Source organism: Marinobacterium litorale DSM 23545, from assembly GCF_000428985.1.
Taxonomy (GTDB): domain Bacteria; phylum Pseudomonadota; class Gammaproteobacteria; order Pseudomonadales; family Balneatricaceae; genus Marinobacterium_D; species Marinobacterium_D litorale.
On the sequence record NZ_AUAZ01000002.1, the window covers coordinates 57,501 to 80,672 of the forward strand.

Here is a 23,172-nt window from a genome sequence, read left to right on the forward strand (position 1 = left end):
ATAAGGAGCGACAGGGATCGATGCACCTTAAACCTCGTACGGCGGGATGGGCCGCCGTTACCGTTCTGGCACTTTTTCTTGTTGGACTGACGGGCTTCTGGGCGTTTGATTTTGGACAGCGCCGTCAGCTCGAAGTCAGCCGCGCTACCGAGCGCGTAACCGCCGCCGGCTATGCGCTGACGCAGCAGATGACCTCGGTACTCTCCGATCTGATCTACCTTTCACAGCTTGGCAGCTTTCAGCGCTGGCGTGGTACCGGTGGGGCCGACAGGCCCGCTCTTGAGCTCGATTGGCAGGCCTATCTTCAGGATCACCCCTACATACAGCAAGTACGATTGTTAAATGTCAACGGCGATGAACGCGTCCGGGTGCACCGCATGGGCGGTGAGATCTTCTCGGTACCGAGTAGCCGTTTGCAGAGTAAGAGTGACCGGTACTACTACGTGGATGCTCTAGCGTTAGAACCGGGTCAGATCTACCTGTCCGCCTTGGATCTCAATGTGGAGCAGGGTGTCGTCGAGAAGCCTTACCGACCGATGATGCGCTTCGTCATGCGGTTGGCTAACGGGCAGGGTGAAACAGATGGCATGCTGGTTCTGAACGTGGATGCCAATTATCTGCTGCGCCCGCTGCGTCAGTCTGCGCCAACCGGAACTGCATCGCTTCAACTGGCCGACGCCGATGGACGGCTGATTGTTGATAGTTCGGGAGTTGCATACTGGGATCAGGGGCATGATGTACCGGTAGCTCAGCTCTCGGCCGGTCTGCTGGAAGGTGACGAGAAGCTCACTGTAGCGGTAAACGGGGCACGGGTTGAAACTCGCCTGCTCCTTTCCCTGGAAAATGAAACAGGCCCTTCGGCGATCGCGCTGGCGCAGGGGATGCCCTGGTACCTGATCTCCCGTCAACGCGTGTCCTGGATACCGTTGGAGCATTCGTTGATGGCGGTCTTTTGGTCCGGACTGCTGTTACTTTCGCTGGGTGCGCTGTGCGCGCTGCTGGCGCGGCGCTCTATTCAGCTGGAGTACTCTCTGTCCGAAGCCAACCGATATCGTCGCCAGGCTCAGCATAGCGCAGAACAAAGTGCTGCATTGGTAGCTCAGCTGGGTGAAGGGATCCTGCTGTTCGATGAAGAGCAGCGCTTGATGCAATTTAACGAGCGGTCGCGTCAGCTGCTGGAAGCCGGGGGGCGGAATCCCGCGTTGCAGCTGGAGGCCCATACCCTGCTACCGGAACTCTGTCGTTTTGGTCATCTGCAAGCGGGGCCGGGGGAGATCGTGATCGAGTCCAGTCCACCCAAGCTGATGCAGGCAGTGGTTTCACATCTCATGCTGGGCTCTGAGCCCCGCCACCTGGTGGTGGTGTCCGACTATGGTCAGGTCCGCGCTGATGACAGCCAGTTAATCTATCTGTCTCAGACTCTGGATGCTTCTGATGAGATGTTGCTTCTCTATCGTAGCGATATGACGGTGGAGTATGCGAACCAGAGTGCGCGGCAGACACTGGGGTTGAGCAGCGAGGGGGACCGTCTGGGGTCCTTGGTCGATTACGGTTTCCGGTTGGATGAAAGCCCTGCTGTCGTCATGGCCCGGTTGGCCCATGACGGGGCCTTTGCTGAGGGGCAGGGTGAGCTGGCGGCTCAAGGGCGCGTTCGCACTGTCAGCTATGAACTGCGTCGAATCAGTCATTTCAGGGGAGAGCTGCACTTTTTGCTGCGCGCCCGGGATATCACCAACCAGGCGAGTGCGGCATCGCGGTTTGATGAGCTGGATCAGATCGATCAGCTCGCGGTGATGGCGAGCCGGGTCCAGATTGCCCGGGAGTTTGAGGCGCAGTGTGAGGGTCGAGAGCGTTTGGCGATGCTGATCTTCGATATTGATCGCCTGCGGATGATCAATAACAGCCTGGGATATAGAGCCGGGGACTCTGTTATCCGACAAGTAAGCCGCCGGGTATCCGAAGTGCTGGATAAGGGCTATGCCGCTCGTCTGACGGCGGATAGCTTTGTCGTTCTTTATGATGGCGATGAAGCGGGTGTTTTTGAACTGATTGAACGCACCCAGCGTCGTGTCGGTGAGCCGATGACGCTGGGTCAGCAGAGAGTCAAAGTCAGCATCTCCGCCGGGCTTGCATTCTGGCCAGAGCATGCGGTCCAGTTTGAGCCGCTGCTGCAGGCCGCTCAAATCGCGCTCAATACCGGTAAGGGGCTACGCGGTCAGATCTCGGTGTTTAAACCGGGGTCGGTGCAAAGCAGTCGCGACCAGCTGGATCTGGAAGAGTACCTCAAGCGTGCGATCGAGGAGGAGCGTTTCGAGCTGCACTTTCAACCGGTCGTGAATGCGCGGGATGGGCGGGTAGAGCATTTCGAAGCGCTGTTAAGGTTGCGCGATGAAAATGGGCAGCCGCTCAGTCCGGGGCGTTTCGTGCCGATACTGGAAGACAGTGGCTGGATCATGCTGCTGGAGCCCTGGCTGCTGCGCACGGCGATCTCTGCGGCGGCGTTGCTGGCACGGCGGATTCCCGGCGGGAGTGCGGTCGCGATTAATATCTGTGGCCAGGAGCTGTTAGATCCGGGCTTTATCGAGCGCCTGCTGGATTATCTGGAAGAGTATGCCTGTGAACCGGGCTGGATCTCGCTGGAGGTGACTGAACGGCAATTTCTGGAGCATCCCGAAGCAATCATCTCCGTGCTCACTGCCCTCAGAGAACTGGGCGTACGCGTTGCCGTCGACGACTTTGGTACCGGTTATTCGTCACTGGCATATGTGAAACGACTGCCCGTGGAACACCTTAAAATAGATCGGGAATTCATCAAGGAGCTGCCCGATTCGCCGGCGGATGAGGCGATTGTGCGTTCGGTCGGGCGTATGGCCGAAGGGTTGGATATGAAAGTGATTGCAGAAGGCGTGGAGACCGTCGATCAGATGCGCTGGCTGGCACGGCATCACGTGGTGCTCTACCAGGGCTTCCTGTTCGCCCGTGCGGCACCGCTGGAAACCTGGCTATCGGTCACCGCCATTGAGCAGGTGTTACAGCCTCTGAAGCAATCCCTGACTCTGGTGAAAACTGAAGAAGCGTGATTGCTGCGCAGGCAGCACAGTACGAGTAGCCGGCCGAAGGCAGAGCTTTTGCCTTCGGCCGGTCGTATCAGGACAGGGCCCGGGTGATGAAAGAGAGTGCGTCATTAACGGCGATATCTTGTGACTCGTCGTCAGTGCGTGCCTTGTACTCCAGCGTTTCCTGCTTCAGGCCCCGGTCGGAGATGACCAGACGGTGCGGGATACCGATCAGTTCCATGTCGGCGAATTTCACTCCCGGGCGTTCTTTACGATCATCCAGGAGTACGTCGACGCCGGCCGCTTTAAATGCCTCATACAGCTCATCGGCTTTGGCTTTAACCGCGTCCGACTTGTCGTAGTTTAACGGAACCAGAGCGACCTGGAACGGTGCCAGAGCGCTCGGCCAAATGATGCCGCGCTCATCATTATTCTGTTCGATAGCGGCGGCCACCACGCGGGTAATTCCGACACCGTAGCAGCCCATATCCATGGTGACCGCTTTGCCGTTTTCATCCAGTACCGTGGCGCCCATTGCTTCGGAATACTTGCTTCCGAGCTGGAAAATATGTCCCACCTCGATACCCCGTTTGATCATCAGAGTACCCTGGCCGCAGGGGCTGGGATCGCCTTCAACGACGTTACGCAGATCCGCGATTTTCGGGGTTGGCAGGTCACGCTCCCAGTTGATTCCGAAATAATGCTTATCTTCGATATTGGCACCGGCTCCAAAGTCACTCATGTTGGCAACGGTGCGATCGATGACACAGGGGATCGGCAGGTTTACCGGGCCCAAAGAACCGGGGCCCGCACCGATGGTGCTGCGCAGCTCCTCCTCAGTTGCCATTCGCAGCGGCGTTGCGACTTCGGGTAGTTTCTCCGCCTTGATTTCGTTGAGCTCATGGTCACCCCGGACCAGCAGCGCTACAAAGGGCGCTTCGATTTCGTCGCTGGCTTCTACGATCAGCGTTTTAACCGTTTTTTCGATCGGCAGATCAAATTGCTCAACCAGTTGAGCGATCGTTTTGGCATTGGGCGTATCAACCAGGTACATCTCCTCGGTCGGCTCAGCCCGGTTACCCAAGGGCAGCGCTTCGGCCAGTTCTACGTTGGCGGCGTAGTCGCTGGCATCGGAAAATGCGATATCGTCTTCGCCGGACTCCGCGAGTACATGGAACTCGTGGGACGAGCTGCCGCCGATCGAGCCGGTGTCGGCGAGAACCGGTCGGAAATCCAGGCCCAGGCGGGTAAAGATGTTGACGTAGGCTTCGTACATCCGCTCGTACGTCGCCTGCAGCGACTCACGATCAGCATGGAAAGAGTACGCATCCTTCATGATGAACTCACGTGAACGCATCACGCCAAAGCGCGGACGAATTTCATCACGGAATTTGGTCTGAATCTGGTAAAAATTAGCCGGCAGCTGTTTGTAGCTGCGTAGCTCGCGACGAATCAGGTCGGTTATGACCTCTTCGTGGGTCGGTCCTACACAGAACTCACGATCGTGTCGGTCCTTCAGGCGCAGTAATTCCGGGCCGTACTGTTCCCATCGGCCGGACTCCTGCCAGAGCTCCGCCGGCTGAATAGCCGACATCAGGACCTCCTGTGCACCGGAGGCGTCCATCTCCTCGCGGACGATGCGCTCAACTTTGCGCAGGGTGCGTAGCCCCATCGGCAGCCAGGTGTACAGGCCGGCTGCCAGTTTGCGGATCAGGCCCGCGCGCAACATAAGCTGGTGGCTGATAACCTCGGCATCCGCCGGGGTCTCTTTGAGTGTGGCGATCAGGTATTGGCTTGCTCGCATGGCTCCGCTTGTCCCAACTGAAAAATGGCGTCCATTTTAGGTGGGGGAGCGGTCAGCCACAAGTCGGATACGCGCGGCCTGAATCGAATGAGCGATGAAACCGCCCTGACACACTCAGGTCGGCCCGGGTCCGGCTCTCTACAAACTCGATCAGCCGGTCTATCTCATGCTCATTGAAAACCGGGATTCCGCCCCGAATCAGCTCATTGGCGGCAACACCCGGATGATTGACTTTTTCGCCGGTGAAACTGCCGTCGTAGGTGGCGTGGTTTCCGCAGGATGGACTGTTGGCTTTCATCAAGGCACAGATGCAACCATGATCCCGCGCAATATCCGCGGTGAGTTCTGCACCGGCTAAATATTGAGGGGTAAGGTCCTGGCCTTCGTCTGTGGTTACGAGTATCGGGAAACGGCTCTGTACTTCGGCGGCGGGACGGGGAGTGGGTAAGCCTCCCAGCACCTCCGGGCAGGCCATGACCAGTCGGTCTTCGCGTTTCCATTGCGCGAGTACCGGGTGGTCAAGCAGATTGTGCTGACCATCATAACGAACGCGAGCGCCCAGCAGGCAGGCGCTGACGAGGATTTTAGCCATCGTTTTCCAATCCTTTATCCATTTTTATATTTATTCTAAGGGCAAGAGTTTAAAGCGATGTGTCAGTAACGGATAGATCGACCTTTGGTTAAAAATTTGATTCAGATCAATTAGTAGTCATGAGGACTGTATGGTTATTGTGCTCCCGGGGATTCTGTTCGGGAGCACCTGACCTCATCGAAGTCAGTCCTGCGCCGGGCGTTTGCTGACCATAAACGTGCCGCTGCCGGTCGCGACCAGTTTGTCACCCACGTGGACATCAGTACGGCAGATGACTCGCTTACGGCGCGCGTCGATCTCGGTGACTGTCAGTGTCGCGCAGGCGGTATCGCCGATATGGACGGGAGCCTTAAAGCTGATCTGCTGATCGACATAGATGCATCCCGGCCCTGGCAGTCGCGTGCCTGCCACTGTTGAGATCAGCGCTGCGCTGAACATTCCATGTACGATCCGGCCCCCGAAGGGGGTTGTCTTGGCATACTCCTCGTTGATATGAACCGGGTTGTTATCGCCGGAGATACCGGCGAAGGTGTAAACGTCCGATTCGGAGATCGTTTTGGCATAGGACGCACTCATGCCGATATCCAAATCTTCGAGATAGTAACCATGAAGTTCTTGCATAGCTGTATCCATCCTGGCGTTGGTATACGTGAACGGTAAAACTGCACTGTCTAAATTTTGTAGACAGCCTAAGGTAGAGTTGTTGCATTCGTGTAAAGGAGTCTAACCCAAGTGTACAGTGCCGCGAAGGATGGAACGCAATCAATCGATGCCCGTTTATTGAGTGCAGAGGGACTGACTCTTATCCGGGATCAGCAGACGCTGTTGACGATCGACAGCCTGCTGTTTCGACCGGGCTTGCGTTATCTGATTACCGGTCCCTCCGGTGGAGGTAAATCGACACTCCTGCGCGCATTGATTGGTCTCGATCAGGGGCATACCGGAAACGTTCGGTACGACGATACGCCGCTGGATAGCTGGCCTGCAACGACGCTTCGCCGTCGCGTTGCATATCTGCCGCAGCAGCCCGTGATGGTTGAGGGCAGTATACGTGACAATCTTTGGTTGCCATTGAGTTTGAAGGCCTATCGGGGCTGGCAGCTTGATGAGTCCAGTGTTCGTGAGTTGATGAGTTGTCTTGATCTTAACCTTGATTTGGAAACATGTGCGAAGAAACTTTCACCCGGCCAGCAGTCCCGGGTAGCGTTGCTGCAGCGTTTGCTTCTGTGCCCGGAAGTCCTGCTCTGCGATGAGCCCTTCGCCGCGCTCGATCCCGCTAACGCCGAACGGGCAGCCAGGTTGCTTGACCGTTTTCTGTCCCGGGGAATGACTCAAGTGATTGTCAGCCACCAGCCGGTTGAAGGCCTTAAGGGTGAACACTGGATATTGAATGAAAACGGGTTGATACAAGCATGACCTCTGTTATCGAGATCAGCTGGCTTCAGCTCTCGCTGTCGCTGCTTTTTATCCTGATTGCAGCCGCCGCTTCACTGTACTACCGGTTGAAGCTTGAGAAGGACTTATTGATCGGCTCAGTAAGAACAGTCGCACAGCTGGCTCTGGTCGGGTATTTGCTGCAGTTCATTTTTGATCTGGAACATCCCCTTCTCATTTTGTTGCTTTATATGTGGATGCTGTTCTGGGCGGCCCATGCGATCCGCGGGCGTGTAGAAGAGGAGCGGGTGGCCATTCTGGGCCCTACCTTCGTTTCGATGGCGGTGACGTTTACGTTGATAACGGTAATGGTGACCCGTGTCGTCGTTCAGGTGGAGCCCTGGTATCAACCGCAGTACTTTATTCCATTGGGGGGGATGATCGCCGGTAATGCCATGAATGCGGTTTCTCTGTCGCTGGAGCGCCTGCTGTCCAGTTTGCGTGATCAGCGCCAGGAGGTTGAGCTGGTGCTCAGCCTCGGCGGGAACTGGCAGGAGGCATCTCAGCGCTTGCGTCGTGAGGCGATCCGCGCAGGGATGATTCCCTCGATCAATGCGATGATGACGGTTGGCTTGGTGTCGTTACCCGGAATGATGAGCGGCCAGATATTGGCCGGCGTTGATCCGGCGCTGGCCGTACGTTATCAGATCCTGGTGATGTTGATGCTGGTGGGGGCGACCGCGCTGGGTACGTTGATAGTTGTTAACCTGATCTTGAAACGCTGCTTTACACGCTTAGACCAACTTCGGCTGTAACTGTTGCCAGCGACTAAAATCGGGTATCTTACCGGGTTTGGCTTCCCCCGTAGCAACCAACGGATAGCGATAAGATTGACAATGATTATCAAACCGAAAATCCGCGGCTTTATCTGTACGACTACTCACCCCACTGGCTGTGAAGCGAATGTGCGCGAGCAGATTAATTACACCAAAGCGCAGGGCCAGATCGAAAACGGCCCTAAACGCGTTCTGGTGATTGGCGCTTCCAGTGGCTATGGGCTCTCGTCCCGTATCGCCGCAGCGTTCGGCAGCGGTGCTGCAACCATCGGTGTTTTTTTTGAAAAGCCGGGCACGGAAAAGAAGCCGGGCACGGCGGGCTGGTACAACGCGGCGGCTTTCGAACGGATCGCTCATGAAGAAGGGCTGTATGCAAAAAGCCTCAACGGTGATGCGTTCTCCCATGAGGCCAAGCAGAAGACCGTTGACCTGATCAAAGAGGACTTGGGGCAGGTTGATCTGGTGGTTTACTCGCTGGCATCTCCGGTGCGTAAGCTGCCTGACAGCGGCGAGGTGGTGCGTTCTGCACTTAAGCCGATTGGCGAGCCCTACCGGTCCACGGCAATCGATACCAATAAGGACTGCATCACTGAAGCCGAGATTGAGCCGGCGACGGAGCAGGAAGTCAAAGACACGGTCACCGTTATGGGCGGTGAAGACTGGGAGCTTTGGATTCAGGCGCTGGATGAGGCCGGTGTACTGGCTGAAGGGTGTAAAAGCGTCGCCTACAGCTATATCGGTACCGACATTACCTGGCCGATCTATTGGCATGGCGCATTGGGTAAGGCCAAACAGGATCTGGACCGAGCAGCAGCGGAGCTGAATACCCGGCTTGCGGCCAAGGGTGGCCAGGCTAACATCGCGGTTCTTAAATCCGTGGTTACTCAGGCCAGCTCGGCCATCCCGGTCATGCCCCTGTACCTGTCGATGGTGTTCAAAGTCATGCGTGAGAAAGCGTTGCATGAAGGCTGTATGGAGCAGGTTCATCGACTCTATCGCACGGGGCTTTATGGTGACCAGGCGGTCATCGATGAAGGTAATCGTTTCCGGCTCGACGACTGGGAGTTACGTGATGATGTCCAGAGCGCATGCCGTGAGCTCTGGCCTCAGGTCACTACAGAAAACCTGTTTGATGTGACTGATTATGCGCTTTACAAGCAGGAGTTTTTGAAGCTGTTTGGGTTCGGTATCGAGGGTGTTGATTATGATGCCGATGTGAACCCTGAAGTGGAATTTGACGTGATCCAGATCTGATCAGCTATACTCTCGGGAAACGGGCGTTTAAAACCGTTTCCCGAGCCGCTGCTAGCGGGCTCTGCTAGTCAGTTGCGATATATAAACCATGCCGAAGGAGCAGGCAGCGATGGATAAATGGATGTTTGTTGTACCCCTTTCTCTTATTTTGCTGGGCGGCTGCGCCAGCGACGGTATGCAGCGTTACAGCCAGGCTCCTACTGCTCAGCGTCAGGTGACTGATCGCCAGGAACTGGACGGTAACTGGACTGTTTATGCCATCGGCCCCCGTGCTGTTGATCAACGTTTTTCGCCTCGCCTTGCCTTCGGTGACCTGCAGCGCGTGGGGGGAGACGCCGGCTGTAATCGGTTTATGGGGCGGTTTGAGCTGGATGAATCGGGCGGCCTGATTGTTTCGGATCTTAAAGTTACACGTCGTATCTGCCCTGACGCAATTATGGTGCAGGAAGCTTTGTTGCTGAGTCGTTTAAAGGCGGTCAAGATCGGACGTTTGACGGCAGAGGGCGATCTGCTTCTCTACCATGATGATCAGGCGTTGCCAATTCGGCTGAGGCCTGACCTCGGAGCGCGTGTGAGTACTGCGAACTCCGGGCCCGCTTCGTTAAGCCGGGGATGATCTGTTTGCCCGGCTGGTTCCGTACCTGTCTCTTTGATTAAACTATCGTTTTGGCTCCTGGGAGATAGCGGCGGCATGAAGTATCGATCCGTAAACGGGTTTAGGCATGATAATCAAGAACGTATCGGTGTTTTGCTAACCAACCTGGGAACGCCTGACGAACCAACCCCGGCTGCACTCAAGCGTTATCTGAAAGAGTTTCTATGGGACCCGCGTGTGGTCGAGGTGCCACGTCCTCTGTGGTGGTTGATACTGAACGGCATTATCCTGAATACCCGTCCCAAGCGATCTGCTGCGGCATATAAGGAAGTGTGGACTGAGCAGGGGTCGCCGTTGTTACTGCATACGCAGGCTCAGGCTCAGGCGCTTCGGGACCGGTTTGCGCAACTCGACGGGCGGATTCAGGTTGAGTTTGCCATGCGCTACGGTAATCCCTCCATTTCGGACGTGATCGGTAAGATGCAGGCGGATGGCGTGCGCAGGCTCATCGTGCTGCCGCTGTACCCCCAATACAGCGCGGCAACCAGCGGTTCCACGTTCGATGCGCTCGCACATGATTTCTCGCGACGACGTTGGTTACCGGATCTTCGGTTTATCTCTCACTATCACGACTATCCGCCCTATATAGAAGCGATGGCAGAGGCTATAGAAGCGCATTGGTCGCAGCATGGTCGTGCTGAAAAGCTGCTTTTTTCCTACCACGGTGTACCCAAGCGATACTTGCTTTCCGGTGACCCCTATTACTGCGAATGCATGAAAACGTCGCGACTTTTGGCTGAGCGGCTGAAGCTCGAGTCGTCGGACTATATCACCACCTTTCAGTCCCGGTTTGGTCGAGAGGAGTGGCTCAAGCCCTATACGGACGAGACACTTAAAAGCCTGCCCGACCACGGTGTGAAGTCGGTTCAGGTGTTTTGTCCAGGCTTCGCGGCTGACTGCCTGGAAACCATCGAAGAGATTGGCGTAGAAAACCGTGACTATTTCGTCGCAGCCGGCGGTGATCGATACGAATATATCCCCGCCCTTAACAGCCGTACGGCGCATATCGATGCGCTAGAACAGCTTGTTCACACCCAGATCAGTGATTGGCTTGCGTTGCCTGAAGTTGACACTGGCGCACGACTCAGGCTTGCACAGGAACAGGGCGCGGATCTCTAGGTGTGCGCCCCTGTGATGCAGTAAGCGCAGGATGCTTGTTTTTATATCCTATTGTAATGGTTGGTCTTTCTGAGGGTCGACCGTCATCGCTCCCGACTACATAATTCATCGTAATACGTTCTTTATTTTTGCTCAGGGAATGGGTAGGGTCTAAAAGAACCTGACGATCCGGCCCATTTCTGGCAGCAATCATGCATGCCAGTAAGGCTGTTAGGGTCCGTCCGGCTCGTGATATCCACAGAAGCCGGCTTAAAACAGTTTCGAAAGGCGATATATATTGCATGACCGTCAAACTGGAAGTTAAGCATCTCTATAAAATCTTCGGGGATGATCCCTCCGAAGCCTTCAAATTACTTGAGCAGGGCGTTTCAAAAGAGGAGATCTTTGAGCGCACGGGGCTCACTGTCGGCGTCCAGGACGCAAATCTGGAAATTCACGAAGGGGAAATCTTCGTGGTGATGGGGCTGTCCGGTTCGGGCAAATCTACGTTGGTTCGTCTTCTGAACCGGTTGATAGAGCCGTCCCGTGGGCAGGTTCTTATCGATGGCGAGGATATAGCGGCGATCAACGAGGAGGCGTTGCGTGAGGTCCGGCGTCGCAAGATCAGTATGGTATTTCAGTCCTTCGCACTGATGCCGCACATGAGCGTGCTGGAAAACACGGCCTTCGGTCTTGAAATTGCCGGTGAGCCGGTCGCCAAGCGACATGAAAAAGCGTTGTCCGCGCTGCGCCAGGTGGGCCTGGAGGCCTTCGCCAACTCCTACCCGGATGAGCTCTCCGGCGGGATGCAGCAGCGTGTGGGTCTGGCCCGTGCTCTGGCCAATGATCCCGATGTTCTGCTGATGGATGAGGCGTTCTCCGCCCTGGATCCGTTGATTCGGACCGAGATGCAGGATGAGCTGGTCGCGCTCCAGAATAAACACCAACGCACCATTGTATTTATCTCCCATGACCTGGACGAGGCCATGCGTATCGGTGATCGAATCGCCATTATGCAGGGTGGCATCGTGGTTCAGGTGGGTACGCCGGACGAGATTCTGAATAACCCGGCCAACGATTATGTGCGCTCGTTCTTCCGGGGTGTGGATGTCAGCAATGTCTTCTGCGCGCGAGATATTGCGCGCAAACGTCAGGCCACGATTATTCGCAAGGGAACTGAGGACGGCGTGCGTTCCAGCCTGCAGTTACTCAAGGATAACGATCGCGAATATGGTTATGTGGTCGATCCTCAGAGCCGCTTTCTCGGCGTTGTGTCGGTACCCGCATTAACTGAAGCGCTGAAAGAGAAAGCGCCTTTGGAGCAGGCGATGCTGACCCATGTGGAGGCGATACCGGCGGATACGGCGGTGGGCGAGCTTATCTCCCGTGTTGCTCAAGCGCCGTGCAGCGTTCCGGTGATCGATGAAGATCAGAAATATCTGGGTGTTATCAGCAAGGCGGTTCTATTGGAAACCCTGGATAGGGAGGGTGAGTATCATGGCTGAGCAAACAAATGACACCCAGCAGGCGGCAGATCCCTGGGCGACGACTGAGACTCAGACCAACCCCTGGGGGCAGGCTGAGGGCGCAGCGGAGCAGGGGCAGACTGAAGCTTGGCTGCAGAACGATGTACCGGATGAGGTGGTTGAATTCTCCTGGCTCGACCCATTCCAGGAAACACTGATTCCACTGGATGCCTGGGTTACCAGTGGTATCGATTGGGTCGTGACCAACTTTCGGCCATTCTTTACCGCAATCAAAGTGCCCATCGAAGCGCTGTTAAGCAGTGTTGATACCCTGCTCAACATGGCACCGGCACCGCTCATTATCATCATTATGAGTTTGCTGGCCTGGCAGCTGGCCAGTGCTCGGTTAGGGATTGGCTCCTTCATAAGCCTCATCGTGCTCGGGTCTATCGGGGCCTGGCAGGAGGCGATGACGACGTTATCGCTGGTCCTGACGGCGGTGCTGTTCTGTGCCCTGATCGGTATTCCGAGCGGGATCTGGATGGCCCGCAGTGAGCGGGTGAATGGCTTCTTGAGGCCCATGTTGGATGCGATGCAAACAACCCCGGCCTTCGTTTACCTGGTGCCTATCGTAATGTTGTTCGGTATCGGTAACGTTCCCGGGGTCGTGGTGACGATCATCTTTGCGGTGCCGCCGGTTATTCGTCTGACCAATCTGGGGATTCGTCAGGTGCCATCAGACCTGATCGAAGCGGCGCACTCTTTTGGCGTCAGCAAGCGCCAGTTACTGACGCGGGTCCAGTTGCCACTGGCGATGCCGACAATTATGGCCGGTGTTAACCAGACGCTGATGCTCTGCCTGTCGATGGTGGTTATCGCTTCGATGATCTCGGTCGGTGGTCTTGGCCTGATGGTGCTGCGAGGCATCGGGCGTCTGGATATCGGTCTGGCGACGGTCGGCGGGGTCGGTATCGTTATCCTCGCCATTATTCTCGACCGTATGACACAGGCGTTAGGCCGTGATGCACGGGCGCGTGGAACGCGCCATTGGTATGAAAGTGGGCCGGCAGGCCTGATTTATCGTCGAATGAAGTCTTCGTCCAACTGAACAGGAGTGGATATGCGAAATATGAAATGGGTAACGGCCGCGGTTTCAATGACCGTAGGATCGACAGCGATCGCTGCAGCTCTCCCGGGGGAGGGTGTCAGTGTCCAGGCGGTGCAGAGTCCCATCGCTGAAGAGACTTTCCAGACCGTGGTTGTTAACAAGGCACTGGAGGCCTTGGGCTACGATGTGGAGCCGATCCGTGAAGTGGACTATAGCGCGGGCTATACGGCAATCGCTAATGGCGATGCCACCTATATGGCCGTTAACTGGTACCCGCTTCACAACACCATGTATGAAAATGCCGGTGGTGATGAAGTGTTCTACCGCAAGGGCAGCTATATCGAGGGTGCGGCCCAGGGTTATCTGATTGATAAGAAGACCGCCGAGGCTCACGGTATCGACAATCTGGGCGATTTCAACGATCCAGAGATCGCCAAGATCTTCGATACCAACGGTGATGGCAAGGCAGATCTGACCGGTTGTCAGGCTGGCTGGGGTTGTGAAGGTGTGATCGAATATCAGCTGGATGAGTTCGAGCTGCGCGACAACATCAACCACAACCAGGGCCAGTACGCGGCCATCATCTCCGATACCATTGCGCGTTACGATGCGGGTGAGCCGATCTTCTACTATACGTGGACGCCGTATTGGGTTTCCGGTCGTCTGGTTCCCGGGCAGGATGTGGTTTGGCTGGAGGTGCCTTACTCTGCTAACCCGAACGGCACTGATACTGCGCTGCCTAATGGCAAGAACTACGGCTTCGATATCAACGCAGAGCGCATTGTCGCGAACGGCGAATGGGCAGCGGCAAACCCGGCTGCTGCCAAACTGTTCGAGATCATCAAGCTGCCGATCAACGCGGTCAGCGCAGAAAACATGATGATTGCCAACGGTGAAGACTCTCTCAAGGATATCGAGCGTCACGCTGACAGCTGGATTAAAGCTAACCAGGCAGTGTTTGATGGTTGGATCGAGACAGCCAAGGCGGCCGCTAAGTAAAGGCTCTGGACCCTGAGCGAATGAAACACCTCGGTTGTTACCGGGGTGTTTTGGTTTTGGGTTTCATTCTAAATTGAGCATTGCCGTCGGCGGCGGTCTATGCAACATTAGGGTGTAGCCAAAACCCGCCAGGGTGGAGCTGCGCGACTCAAACTCAGCCGAGGAGGCCGCACGATGAGTACTAATACCGCCCCCCATCCCAAGTTCATGGAAGCGATGCGTAAGTTGTCTGCCATGACTGAAGAAGAGAGGTTGTCCGAGGAGAATAAGGAGCTGTTCGAGCAAGCTATGAAATATGCGCCTTTGGACATTCAACCGGCCCTGATCGCAATTCAGAAAAAGTACGAGCACTCTGTTCACTGATAGCGCGCAGCAAGATACAGATCGGTCAAACAAAAAGGCCGCAGCACTTTGGGTGCTGCGGCCTTTTTGTATATTGCAGGATCAGGCGACTGCGCTTTGATGCTCCGGGTGGGTGGCTATAAAGTGCTGTAATACCGCACGCAGCACTCTTTCGTTCTCCACATTGCCGGCTCGCCTGGCCTGTTCGATATCATCGAGTATGATCTGTTTGATCATTGGCTCACCGTCGTGAGTTACCAGATAGTGACCGAGTGCCATCGCAATCATTGAGTCCATATGCTCATGCACGGCGATAGCACTGATCTCCTCTTCCGTCAGATCCGACATCGCCAGACACTCCTCATAGGTCAACATTGTCGATCCTCCTTTGCGCTGAGCGCGGTTATTAGGGTTATGCTTGCTCTGCGTCTTTCAGTGTAGGTGAGGCCCGGTCGGGTGCTAGTCCTGATGATGGAGTAATTCTCAAGTGCCGGCTTGAATGGATAAGTGCGGTTCATGCTGCAGTGGCGTAACCGTTTCGTAACCTGTTGAAGCGCCAGCATTTCGGTGGTTTCAAAGCGGTGTGACGGGAGTAACCGTTTCGTAACCTGTTGAAGCGCCAGCATTTCGGTGGTTTCAAAGCGGTGTGACGGGATGGTTTCAGTTGTGATGTTTGATTGATCTGGGTCAACCGCTTAATCAGCGGTCGCGGCGGAAGGGGAGCTCTTCACTCAGGCGGCGGATATGACCTCGCATCTGCTGCTCTTCTTCGCGGGTGAACTCATCGATCGCCTGGCGAAAGGCCAGCGTCTCGACCCAGTGCGCCGACCAGGTCTCGATCGGTTCGAAGCCGCGTTTGATTTTGTGTTCTCCCTGGGCGCCCGAATCAAACCGCTGTAACCCGTTGGCGATACAGTAATCGATACCCTGATAATAACAGGCTTCGAAGTGCAGGCTGTCAAACTCCTCAAGGCATCCCCAGTACCGACCGTACAGTGTATCTTCGTCTTTGAGTGAGAGCGCAGCGGCGATCACCCGATGGTTGTGGTGGGCTGTTACCATGATCAGGTTCTCCGGCATTTGCTCTGTGAGCAAACTGAAAAATGCCCGGGTCAGGTAGCCTTGCATGCCGCGTTTCAGGTAGGTGGTTTGATAGAACCGGTAGAACTGATCGAGCAGTTCTTCGGTTATCTCTGCGCCTTCCAGTGTTATCAGTTCAACGCCTTGAAGAAGTGCTTTCTCTCGCTCTTTGCGCACATTTTTGCGTTTGCGAGATGAAAACTGTTCAAGAAAATCATCGAAGCTGCGGTAATTCCGGTTGAACCAATGGTACTGGGTTCCAAGACGGGTGCTCAGGGCGAGTGCCTTAAGGTCTTTGACAAGATGAGGCTCAATGAATAGACCGTGCCAGCCCGAGCAGCCATAGCGGGCGCTGATCTGTTGAACCGCCTCAACCAGGACTGGAAGTGCGCGCTCAGGCTCAATTGCCAAACCAAATCGTGGACCGGTGGAGGGGGTAAACGGGATGGCGGTGACCAGCTTGGGATAGTAGTCAAGCCCATGGCGCTCCCAGGCGTCGGCCCAGCTCCAATCAAAGACATATTCGCCCCAGGAGTGGCTTTTCAGATAGAGCGGCATAACACCGACGCACTGATTGTGCTCGGTCAGCGTGATATGCAGGGGTTGCCAGCCGTTTTCAGGGCTCACGCTGCCGGAGCGCTCAAGAGATTCCAGAAATTCGTGACGCAGAAAAGGGTTGCCGGTGCCGCACAGCCCATTCCAGAGCGAGCGTGGAATTTCACTGATCGCTGGGTGTAGCTTGATCTCTACCATCTTCGCCTATACTGACTGATAGTGGTTTAGAATTCGGATACGTGGTACCTAAATTATCAGATTCGACTGAGTTGAACAGGAGTTATATGGACGAACTGGAACTGGAATTCGAGCTGGACCCCAAGCTTGCTGCAGATACCATCGATATGGGGGATTTTCCTCTGTGCAAGCTGTTGTTGATGAATGACTCCAATTATCCCTGGTTCATTCTGGTCCCGCGTCGCGCAGATATGACCGAGATCTTTCATCTCCCGCTGGAAGATCGCGAACAGCTGATTCGTGAGTCGAGCTTTCTAGCCGAAAATCTCGCTGACCTGTTTCAGGCGCGCAAAATGAATGTGGCAGCACTGGGTAATCAGGTCAGCCAGCTTCACATTCATCATGTGGTTCGCAAGGTTGACGATGCGGCCTGGCCCGATCCGGTGTGGGGTAAAGTGCCGGCCAAACCCTATACCGAAGAGCAGCTGGTCGATATTCGTGATCGTCTATGTCGGCTGATGAGTGAAGAACTGAGCTTTTGTCCCGTCGGTTGATCGGGACGTAATTGCTTAGCCTACGCTGTCAGCGTCCCGCAAATCGAGTATACTTCCCGCCTTTAATCGAGACGGTGCTATCCCTGACTGGTTTTTTGCCGGCTTTTATGAGGCGGTAGCGCCGTTCCAAGCCCGATTTAAACGCCAATGCGTGTTCCGAAAGGGGCTCGGGTTCGCCACCATTCAAACTAGTTGAAGCTCTGGCTTTTACGGCCAGGCTGCAAGGTAACAAAACGGGATAGGACACTATGCGCAGCCACTATTGCGGCGATCTTCGGAAAGAGCATATCGGTGAAGAGATCACCCTGATGGGATGGGTTCATCGCCGCCGGGACCACGGCGGTGTGATATTTCTGGACGTACGGGATCGCGAGGGCATCGCCCAGGTGGTCTTTGATCCGGATCGCGAGGAAAGCTTCAACCTGGCCGATAGCGTGCGCAACGAATTTGTTATCGAGTTGGTTGGCCGTGTGCGTGCACGTCCGGACGGTACCGAAAACCCGGAGATGCCGACCGGTGCTGTAGAAGTCCTTGGGTTGGATCTGAAAATTCTGAACAAGGCGGAAACCCCTCCGTTCCAGCTCGATGAACACCAGCAGGTGGGCGAAGACGTACGTTTGCGCCACCGTTACATCGACCTGCGTCGTCCGGAGATTCAGCAGAAGCTTCGTTTTCGCTCCAAGGTGACTCACGCGGTTCGCAACTATCTGGAAGAAAACGGCTTCCTCGATATCGAAACACCGATTTTGACCCGTGCAACGCCGGAAGGCGCCCGTGATTACCTGGTACCGAGCCGTACCCATGAAGGTAGCTTCTTTGCACTGCCGCAGTCCCCGCAGCTGTTCAAGCAGCTTTTGATGGTCTCCGGCTTCGATCGTTACTACCAGATCGCTAAATGTTTCCGTGACGAAGACCTGCGTGCAGACCGTCAGCCGGAATTCACCCAGATCGACATCGAGACCTCTTTCCTCGGCGAACAGGAGATCATGGGCCTGGCCGAAGGTATGGTTCGTAAGCTGTTCAAGGAACTGCTGGATATCGAGCTCGGCGAATTCCCGACCATGCCGTACGCTGAAGCGATGCACCGTTTCGGTTCCGACAAACCGGATCTACGTATTCCGCTGGAGCTGGTTGACGTCAACGACCTGGTGGCTGATGTGGACTTCAAGGTATTCGCAGGCCCTGCCAAGGATCCGAAAGGTCGCGTCGCCGCGCTGAAGGTGCCGGGCGGTGCCGAACTGACCCGTAAGATCATCGACGACTACACCAAGTTCGTTGGTATCTACGGCGCCAAGGGGCTGGCCTGGATCAAGGTCAATGCGCTGGAAAATGGTGCCGAAGGTCTGCAGTCACCGATCGTCAAATTCCTGGGCGAAGAGGTCGCGCTGAAGATCATGGAACGCCTGGGTGCTCAGAATGGCGATATCGTCTTCTTCGGTGCCGACAAGGCCAATACCGTCAACGAAGCGCTGGGCGCATTGCGTATCAAGGTTGGCGAAGACATGAACATGATCGAGAAGAACTGGGCCCCGCTGTGGGTGGTCGACTTCCCGATGTTCGAAGAGCTGGACGATGGCAGCCTCACTGCCTTGCACCACCCATTTACGGCGCCGAACTGCTCGCCGGAGCAGTTGATCGAGCAGCCGGAGGGCAAGTTGTCACGTGCCTACGACATGGTGCTCAACGGTACCGAACTCGGCGGTGGCTCTGTTCGTATCCACGATCAGGCGATGCAGAAAGCCGTGTTTAAGGTGCTTGGCATCTCCGACGAAGAAGCCGAGGAGAAGTTCGGCTTCCTGCTCAATGCGCTCAAATACGGCGCTCCGCCTCACGGTGGACTGGCATTTGGCCTTGATCGCCTGATCATGCTGATGACCGGCAGCTCTTCGATTCGTGAAGTGATCGCGTTTCCGAAGACCCAGAGCGCGGCTTGTCTGCTTACCGACGCGCCGGGCGAAGTCAGCGCGGCCCAGCTGCGCGACCTGAATATCAAACTACGCAAAACTCCCTGAGCAGATACAAACAGTAACACCGGTGGCACCTTCCTCGTGGAGGTGCTGCCACAGATTGAGGAAGGGGTATGGCAGGACATTCCAAATGGGCCAATATCAAACACCGTAAGGCGGCCCAGGACGCCAAGCGCGGTAAGATCTTCACCAAACTGATTCGTGAACTGACCGTTGCTGCAAAAGAGGGTGGTGGAAGCCCGGAAGACAACCCGCGTTTGCGCGCCGCCGTGGATAAGGCGCTGGGCGCCAACATGAAACGCGACACCATCGACAAGGCGATTCAGCGTGGTGCCGGTGGTGGCGAGGGTGATAACTACGATGAGCTGACCTACGAAGGTTATGGCAGCAACGGCGTAGCGATCATGGTTGAGTGTATGACCGACAATGTGAACCGTACCGTATCTCAGGTACGGGCCGCGTTCAGCAAGCACGGTGGTAATCTCGGCACCAATGGCTCGGTTTCCTACCTGTTTGATAAGCGGGGTGTCATGAGCTTTGAGTCCGGCGTGGACGAAGACGCCATCATGGAGGCTGCGCTGGAGGCTGGAGCCGACGATGTGGTGACCAACGACGATGGCTCGATCGATGTCTACTGCGAAGCGCCGGATTATATGGATGTGAAGCAGGGATTGGTCGATGCCGGTTTTGAGCCAGCCCACGCCGAGGTGGGGATGATCCCCCAGACCACGGTGGAGCTGGATGTGGATACCGGCCGCAAGGTGATGAAGTTGATCGATGCGCTGGAGGATCTCGACGATTCACAGAACGTCTATCACAATGCGGATATCCCCGAAGAGGCGATGGAGGAGGCGTAACCGTCGCTTCGCTGTTGCATTCCAAGCCGGGGCCCAGACCCCGGCTTTTTGTTATGATTACCCCGCCATTCGATAAAGAGCAGAGCATGCTGATTCTTGGTATAGATCCGGGTTCCCGTGTGACCGGTTACGGTGTCATCAACGTGAACGGCGCCAGAAATGAATACGTAGCCAGTGGTTGTATCCGTATTCAGGGCGAACTGTTGCCGGAGCGCCTGCAGCAGGTTTATGCCGGGGTTACCGAGATTATTGAGCATTATGTGCCCCAGGAGATGGCGATCGAGCAGGTGTTCATGGCGCGTAATGCGGATTCGGCGTTGAAGCTTGGTCAGGCCCGTGGCGTGGCGATCGTAGCGGGTGCCAATGCCGGGTTGCCGGTGGCTGAGTATGCGGCCCGGCGCGTTAAGCAGTCAGTGGTTGGTAACGGCGGTGCCGACAAAAGTCAGGTTCAGATCATGGTGGCGCATCTGTTGAAACTTCCCGGTATACCTCAGGCTGACGCTGCTGATGCGCTGGCCATCGCGCTTTGTCATGCGCACTCCCGCGGCCAGCAGATCGCGACGGCGGGCTCGCGGGCGCGTGTGCGAGGTCGTTGGGTGTGACCGGGTACTCGGAGTTTATCTACCTTGCTGACCTCTTGGGGGTCGCCGTTTTTTCAGTCACCGGTGCCATAGCCGCGCCCGGCAAACGGATCGATATTCTCGGTGTCATTGTACTGGGTTTTGTGACTGCGCTGGGTGGCGGCACGATCCGAGACATAACTTTGGATCTGCATCCCGTCGTATGGGTCGGCGATACAACCTACCTGTGGGTCGCGATGGTAAGCGCGGTCGCCGCGTTTTTCGGCTCCCGATATATGAGTTCACCGCGTAAAGCCCTTTTGGTTTTGGATGCACTGGGACTGTCGCTGTTCAGCGTGCTGGGGTTACAGAAAGCCTTGGGTGCCGGTGCGCCAACCGAGGTGGCTGTGATGATGGCGGTGATCACCGGCGTCGCGGGCGGTATGATCAGGGATGTGCTGACCGGGCAGATTCCCCTGGTTCTGCAGCGTAACGGCGAGCTATACGCGACCTGTGCGCTGATGGGGGCTCTGGTTTATGTTTTTGTCTATGAGCGCCTGGGCGCGCCGAGTCCCTGGCTGGATATCAGTGCCATGGTGGTGATCTTTGCTGCCCGGATGGCCTCGTTGGTCGCAGGCTTACAGTTGCCTGAATTTATAGCGAGGGGGCATCGGTTGGAAACCCCGGAAGCAGCCAGAAAAATGGAGAACAGATAAAAGTGATAGGTCGACTGACGGGTGAAGTGCTGGAGAAACAGCCGCCGCAACTGCTACTTGATGTAAACGGCGTCGGGTATGAGGTTGAGGCCTCCATGAATACGTTTTACAAGTTGCCGGCTCTGGGAGAGCGCATCAGTCTGCATACCCATATGGTGGTGCGGGAGGATGCCCAGCTGCTGTATGGGTTTGCCGATGCGCGCGAGCGTGTGCTGTTTCGCGCACTGATCAAAACCAACGGTGTGGGGCCCAAACTGGCGCTGGCGATTCTTTCCGGCATCAGTAGCGAAGAGTTCATTCACTGCGTTAACCGGGAAGATAGCGCCACGCTGGTGCGTATTCCCGGCGTGGGCAAGAAAACCGCCGAACGGCTGATTGTCGAGATGAAAGACAAGCTTGATCGCCTCGAACTGCCCACTGCTACGGAGTTCGCGCTGGACGCACCGGCCAGTGATGCGCCGCTGCCGGTGGCGACAGATAATCGTGCGGAAGCGGAAAGTGCACTGGTGGCGTTGGGCTATAAACCGGTTCAGGCAACCAAGGCGATTGAAGCGGCGGCGGCGGTTCAGGGTAGCGATGCAGCCGTTGAAGAGCTGATCCGGCACGCACTTAAGTCGATGGTGACGGGCTAAAGCAAGGGGTAGATGATGAAGATCGAAGCGGACCGGTTTATCAGCCCGGTGGCGATGCCTGCGGAAGAGGCTCAGGATCGGGCGATCCGGCCCAAGCTGCTGTCCGATTATCACGGTCAGCCCCGTGTGCGGGAGCAGATGGAGATCTTTATCCATGCAGCGCGCAATCGAAGCGAGGCGTTGGACCATACGCTTATCTTTGGTCCGCCCGGCCTTGGGAAGACGACTCTGGCTAATATTATTGCCAATGAGATGGGTTCGCAGATCAAAACCACATCGGGCCCGGTGCTGGAAAAGGCGGGGGACGTCGCGGCACTGCTTACCAACCTTGAGCCGAACGACGTACTGTTTATCGATGAAATTCATCGCCTCAGTGCCAATGTGGAGGAGGTGCTCTATCCGGCGATGGAGGATTACCAGCTCGATATTATGATCGGTGAAGGGCCGGCCGCGCGCTCGATCAAGATCGATCTTCCCCCGTTTACCCTGGTTGGTGCGACCACGCGGGCGGGTCTGCTGACATCACCGCTGCGCGATCGGTTCGGCATCGTTCAACGCCTGGAGTTTTACAGCGTCGAGGATCTGACCGGCATTGTGATGCGTTCGGCGGAGTTGTCTGAAACGCCGATAGAGTCAGACGGAGCGCGGGAGGTTGCTTGTCGTTCGCGGGGTACGCCCCGGATCGCCAACCGTCTGCTGCGCCGGGCGCGGGATTACGCCGAGGTCAAAGGGGAGGGGCGCATCACCCGTGAGATCGCTGATCTTGCGCTCAATATGCTCAACGTGGACCAGCGTGGCTTTGATCATATGGACCGGCGGCTGCTGCTGGCAATGATCGAGAAGTTCGGTGGAGGGCCGGTTGGGGTCGATAATCTGGCGGCCGCAATCAGTGAAGAGCGCGATACCATTGAGGATGTGCTGGAGCCCTATCTGATTCAGCAGGGCTTTATCATGCGTACACCACGCGGCCGCGTTGTCACTGAGCATGCATACCTGCATTTTGGACTGGAAAAGCCTGACGGGAATCAATAGCCGGACACATTCACGGCCGATAACGGACTAAGATGATCGGCATCAAAAGAATAACCTGACAAGCGCTGCTAGTATTCTTGGCAGTCAACTTTGTTGGGGAATGCCGGTGAACCAGTCTGATTTGCGCACCCTGCGAAAATCACTCGAACAGCTCCGCGGCGAGCTGGAACGCGACCTGTGCTCCATCCTGCCGGCTCAGGCGGGCGGCTCGGATCTGGTGCCAGAGAATCGCGAGGTATTGGTACGTCAGCTCGAAGATGATATCGCCGCGGTTGATGCGGCGTTTGAGCGCATCGATACCGGGCTCTATGGCTACTGTATCGGTTGCGGTGAAGAGATCGAAATGAACCAGCTGCGCGCTGACCCCGCCACCAGCCTTTGCTTGAGCTGTCACTCCCGTGTAAAACGTCGCTCCAAACTTATCTGAGCCCATCCACCCCCTGTCTTGTATAAAATAT

Annotated in this window: 23 protein-coding genes; 18 read left to right on the forward strand and 5 right to left on the reverse strand. The window is 56.1% G+C overall.

Features of this window, described 5'->3' with window-relative positions; genetic code table 11:
- Positions 1–20: 20 nt before the first annotated feature.
- Positions 21–3,080, forward strand: a complete 3,060-nt coding sequence (locus tag G403_RS0101820) for a bifunctional diguanylate cyclase/phosphodiesterase (RefSeq protein WP_027852476.1) — start codon at positions 21–23, stop codon at positions 3,078–3,080.
- Between the two features lie 67 nt (positions 3,081–3,147).
- On the opposite strand, the gene G403_RS0101825 is transcribed toward G403_RS0101820, so the two are convergent.
- The 3 genes from G403_RS0101825 to G403_RS0101835 all read right to left on the reverse strand — a co-directional run bounded on the left by G403_RS0101825 (position 3,148) and on the right by G403_RS0101835 (position 6,073).
- Positions 3,148–4,860 (reverse strand): proline--tRNA ligase, encoded by a 1,713-nt coding sequence (locus tag G403_RS0101825; protein WP_027852477.1) that lies wholly within the window; start codon positions 4,858–4,860, stop codon positions 3,148–3,150.
- A gap of 52 nt (positions 4,861–4,912) precedes the next feature.
- Positions 4,913–5,452: a 2-thiouracil desulfurase family protein gene (locus tag G403_RS21825; RefSeq protein ID WP_084403894.1), complete on the reverse strand. Its 540-nt coding sequence runs from the start codon at positions 5,450–5,452 to the stop codon at positions 4,913–4,915.
- A gap of 183 nt (positions 5,453–5,635) precedes the next feature.
- On the reverse strand, positions 5,636–6,073 hold the full coding sequence (locus tag G403_RS0101835; protein ID WP_027852478.1) for a MaoC family dehydratase: 438 nt from the start codon (positions 6,071–6,073) through the stop codon (positions 5,636–5,638).
- Between the two features lie 111 nt (positions 6,074–6,184).
- On the opposite strand from G403_RS0101835, the gene G403_RS21830 reads away from it, so the two are divergent.
- The 9 genes from G403_RS21830 to G403_RS0101880 all read left to right on the forward strand — a co-directional run bounded on the left by G403_RS21830 (position 6,185) and on the right by G403_RS0101880 (position 14,605).
- Complete coding sequence (locus tag G403_RS21830) at positions 6,185–6,868, forward strand: ABC transporter ATP-binding protein (RefSeq protein ID WP_051298394.1); 684 nt, start codon at positions 6,185–6,187, stop codon at positions 6,866–6,868.
- Positions 6,865–7,641 (forward strand): ABC transporter permease, encoded by a 777-nt coding sequence (locus tag G403_RS0101845; RefSeq protein WP_027852479.1) that lies wholly within the window; start codon positions 6,865–6,867, stop codon positions 7,639–7,641. The genes G403_RS21830 and G403_RS0101845 overlap by 4 nt, the downstream gene beginning before the upstream one ends.
- Before the next feature lie 81 nt (positions 7,642–7,722).
- Positions 7,723–8,916 (forward strand): enoyl-ACP reductase FabV, encoded by a 1,194-nt coding sequence (fabV, locus tag G403_RS0101850; protein ID WP_027852480.1) that lies wholly within the window; start codon positions 7,723–7,725, stop codon positions 8,914–8,916.
- Positions 8,917–9,025: 109 nt separating this feature from the next.
- Positions 9,026–9,532 (forward strand): META domain-containing protein, encoded by a 507-nt coding sequence (locus G403_RS0101855; protein ID WP_027852481.1) that lies wholly within the window; start codon positions 9,026–9,028, stop codon positions 9,530–9,532.
- A 75-nt stretch (positions 9,533–9,607) separates the two neighbouring features.
- On the forward strand, positions 9,608–10,690 hold the full coding sequence (hemH, locus tag G403_RS0101860; RefSeq protein WP_027852482.1) for a ferrochelatase: 1,083 nt from the start codon (positions 9,608–9,610) through the stop codon (positions 10,688–10,690).
- A gap of 281 nt (positions 10,691–10,971) precedes the next feature.
- Positions 10,972–12,174: a glycine betaine/L-proline ABC transporter ATP-binding protein ProV gene (proV, locus tag G403_RS0101865; protein WP_027852483.1), complete on the forward strand. Its 1,203-nt coding sequence runs from the start codon at positions 10,972–10,974 to the stop codon at positions 12,172–12,174.
- Positions 12,167–13,243 (forward strand): glycine betaine/L-proline ABC transporter permease ProW, encoded by a 1,077-nt coding sequence (proW, locus tag G403_RS0101870; RefSeq protein WP_027852484.1) that lies wholly within the window; start codon positions 12,167–12,169, stop codon positions 13,241–13,243. Before proV ends, proW begins: the two co-directional genes overlap by 8 nt.
- Before the next feature lie 12 nt (positions 13,244–13,255).
- A complete protein-coding gene (proX, locus tag G403_RS0101875) occupies positions 13,256–14,242 on the forward strand; it encodes a glycine betaine/L-proline ABC transporter substrate-binding protein ProX (RefSeq protein ID WP_027852485.1) in 987 nt (328 codons plus the stop codon).
- 174 nt (positions 14,243–14,416) lie between these two features.
- Entirely contained in the window at positions 14,417–14,605 is a 189-nt protein-coding gene (locus G403_RS0101880; protein WP_027852486.1) for a hypothetical protein, read from the forward strand.
- A gap of 81 nt (positions 14,606–14,686) precedes the next feature.
- Here the strand turns inward: G403_RS0101880 and G403_RS0101885 are convergent, their stop codons facing one another.
- The gene (locus G403_RS0101885; RefSeq protein WP_027852487.1) at positions 14,687–14,959 is read right to left on the reverse strand and encodes a hypothetical protein; all 273 of its coding nucleotides are present in this window, start codon (positions 14,957–14,959) and stop codon (positions 14,687–14,689) included.
- Positions 14,960–15,283: 324 nt separating this feature from the next.
- Positions 15,284–16,417, reverse strand: a complete 1,134-nt coding sequence (locus G403_RS0101890; RefSeq protein WP_027852488.1) for a GNAT family N-acetyltransferase — start codon at positions 16,415–16,417, stop codon at positions 15,284–15,286.
- A gap of 86 nt (positions 16,418–16,503) precedes the next feature.
- Here G403_RS0101890 and G403_RS0101895 point away from each other — a divergent pair, with 86 nt between their 5' ends.
- From G403_RS0101895 to G403_RS21835, 8 genes are all read left to right on the forward strand, one after another.
- Positions 16,504–16,950 carry an HIT domain-containing protein gene (locus G403_RS0101895; RefSeq protein WP_027852489.1) on the forward strand — a complete coding sequence of 149 codons (447 nt, stop codon included), beginning with the start codon at positions 16,504–16,506 and terminating at the stop codon, positions 16,948–16,950.
- A gap of 248 nt (positions 16,951–17,198) precedes the next feature.
- Positions 17,199–18,962: an aspartate--tRNA ligase gene (aspS, locus tag G403_RS0101900; protein WP_027852490.1), complete on the forward strand. Its 1,764-nt coding sequence runs from the start codon at positions 17,199–17,201 to the stop codon at positions 18,960–18,962.
- 68 nt (positions 18,963–19,030) lie between these two features.
- Positions 19,031–19,774: a YebC/PmpR family DNA-binding transcriptional regulator gene (locus G403_RS0101905; protein WP_027852491.1), complete on the forward strand. Its 744-nt coding sequence runs from the start codon at positions 19,031–19,033 to the stop codon at positions 19,772–19,774.
- Between the two features lie 86 nt (positions 19,775–19,860).
- Positions 19,861–20,376, forward strand: coding sequence for a crossover junction endodeoxyribonuclease RuvC (ruvC, locus tag G403_RS0101910; protein ID WP_027852492.1), 516 nt, complete (start codon positions 19,861–19,863; stop codon positions 20,374–20,376).
- Entirely contained in the window at positions 20,373–21,050 is a 678-nt protein-coding gene (locus G403_RS0101915) for a trimeric intracellular cation channel family protein (RefSeq protein WP_027852493.1), read from the forward strand. The genes ruvC and G403_RS0101915 overlap by 4 nt, the downstream gene beginning before the upstream one ends.
- A 2-nt stretch (positions 21,051–21,052) precedes the next feature.
- A complete protein-coding gene (ruvA, locus tag G403_RS0101920; protein ID WP_027852494.1) occupies positions 21,053–21,682 on the forward strand; it encodes a Holliday junction branch migration protein RuvA in 630 nt (209 codons plus the stop codon).
- A 15-nt stretch (positions 21,683–21,697) separates the two neighbouring features.
- Positions 21,698–22,714, forward strand: a complete 1,017-nt coding sequence (gene ruvB / locus G403_RS0101925) for a Holliday junction branch migration DNA helicase RuvB (protein ID WP_027852495.1) — start codon at positions 21,698–21,700, stop codon at positions 22,712–22,714.
- A gap of 106 nt (positions 22,715–22,820) precedes the next feature.
- A complete protein-coding gene (locus G403_RS21835) occupies positions 22,821–23,141 on the forward strand; it encodes a TraR/DksA family transcriptional regulator (RefSeq protein ID WP_169719875.1) in 321 nt (106 codons plus the stop codon).
- Positions 23,142–23,172: the final 31 nt, after the last annotated feature.

Excerpts from the sequence above, each read along its gene's own strand:
- proV (WP_027852483.1), top strand. The coding sequence starts at position 10,972 with ATGACCGTCAAACTGGAAGTTAAGCATCTCTATAAAATCTTCGGGGAT.
- G403_RS0101885 (WP_027852487.1), bottom strand. The coding sequence starts at position 14,959 with ATGTTGACCTATGAGGAGTGTCTGGCGATGTCGGATCTGACGGAAGAG.
- G403_RS0101825 (WP_027852477.1), bottom strand. The coding sequence starts at position 4,860 with ATGCGAGCAAGCCAATACCTGATCGCCACACTCAAAGAGACCCCGGCG.
- G403_RS0101880 (WP_027852486.1), top strand. The coding sequence starts at position 14,417 with ATGAGTACTAATACCGCCCCCCATCCCAAGTTCATGGAAGCGATGCGT.
- G403_RS0101845 (WP_027852479.1), top strand. The coding sequence starts at position 6,865 with ATGACCTCTGTTATCGAGATCAGCTGGCTTCAGCTCTCGCTGTCGCTG.
- G403_RS21825 (WP_084403894.1), bottom strand. The coding sequence starts at position 5,452 with ATGGCTAAAATCCTCGTCAGCGCCTGCCTGCTGGGCGCTCGCGTTCGT.
- G403_RS0101895 (WP_027852489.1), top strand. The coding sequence starts at position 16,504 with ATGGACGAACTGGAACTGGAATTCGAGCTGGACCCCAAGCTTGCTGCA.
- G403_RS0101855 (WP_027852481.1), top strand. The coding sequence starts at position 9,026 with ATGGATAAATGGATGTTTGTTGTACCCCTTTCTCTTATTTTGCTGGGC.
- aspS (WP_027852490.1), top strand. The coding sequence starts at position 17,199 with ATGCGCAGCCACTATTGCGGCGATCTTCGGAAAGAGCATATCGGTGAA.
- proW (WP_027852484.1), top strand. The coding sequence starts at position 12,167 with ATGGCTGAGCAAACAAATGACACCCAGCAGGCGGCAGATCCCTGGGCG.
- G403_RS0101890 (WP_027852488.1), bottom strand. The coding sequence starts at position 16,417 with ATGGTAGAGATCAAGCTACACCCAGCGATCAGTGAAATTCCACGCTCG.
- proX (WP_027852485.1), top strand. The coding sequence starts at position 13,256 with ATGCGAAATATGAAATGGGTAACGGCCGCGGTTTCAATGACCGTAGGA.
- G403_RS0101905 (WP_027852491.1), top strand. The coding sequence starts at position 19,031 with ATGGCAGGACATTCCAAATGGGCCAATATCAAACACCGTAAGGCGGCC.
- ruvC (WP_027852492.1), top strand. The coding sequence starts at position 19,861 with ATGCTGATTCTTGGTATAGATCCGGGTTCCCGTGTGACCGGTTACGGT.
- hemH (WP_027852482.1), top strand. The coding sequence starts at position 9,608 with ATGAAGTATCGATCCGTAAACGGGTTTAGGCATGATAATCAAGAACGT.
- fabV (WP_027852480.1), top strand. The coding sequence starts at position 7,723 with ATGATTATCAAACCGAAAATCCGCGGCTTTATCTGTACGACTACTCAC.
- G403_RS0101820 (WP_027852476.1), top strand. The coding sequence starts at position 21 with ATGCACCTTAAACCTCGTACGGCGGGATGGGCCGCCGTTACCGTTCTG.
- ruvB (WP_027852495.1), top strand. The coding sequence starts at position 21,698 with ATGAAGATCGAAGCGGACCGGTTTATCAGCCCGGTGGCGATGCCTGCG.
- G403_RS0101835 (WP_027852478.1), bottom strand. The coding sequence starts at position 6,073 with ATGCAAGAACTTCATGGTTACTATCTCGAAGATTTGGATATCGGCATG.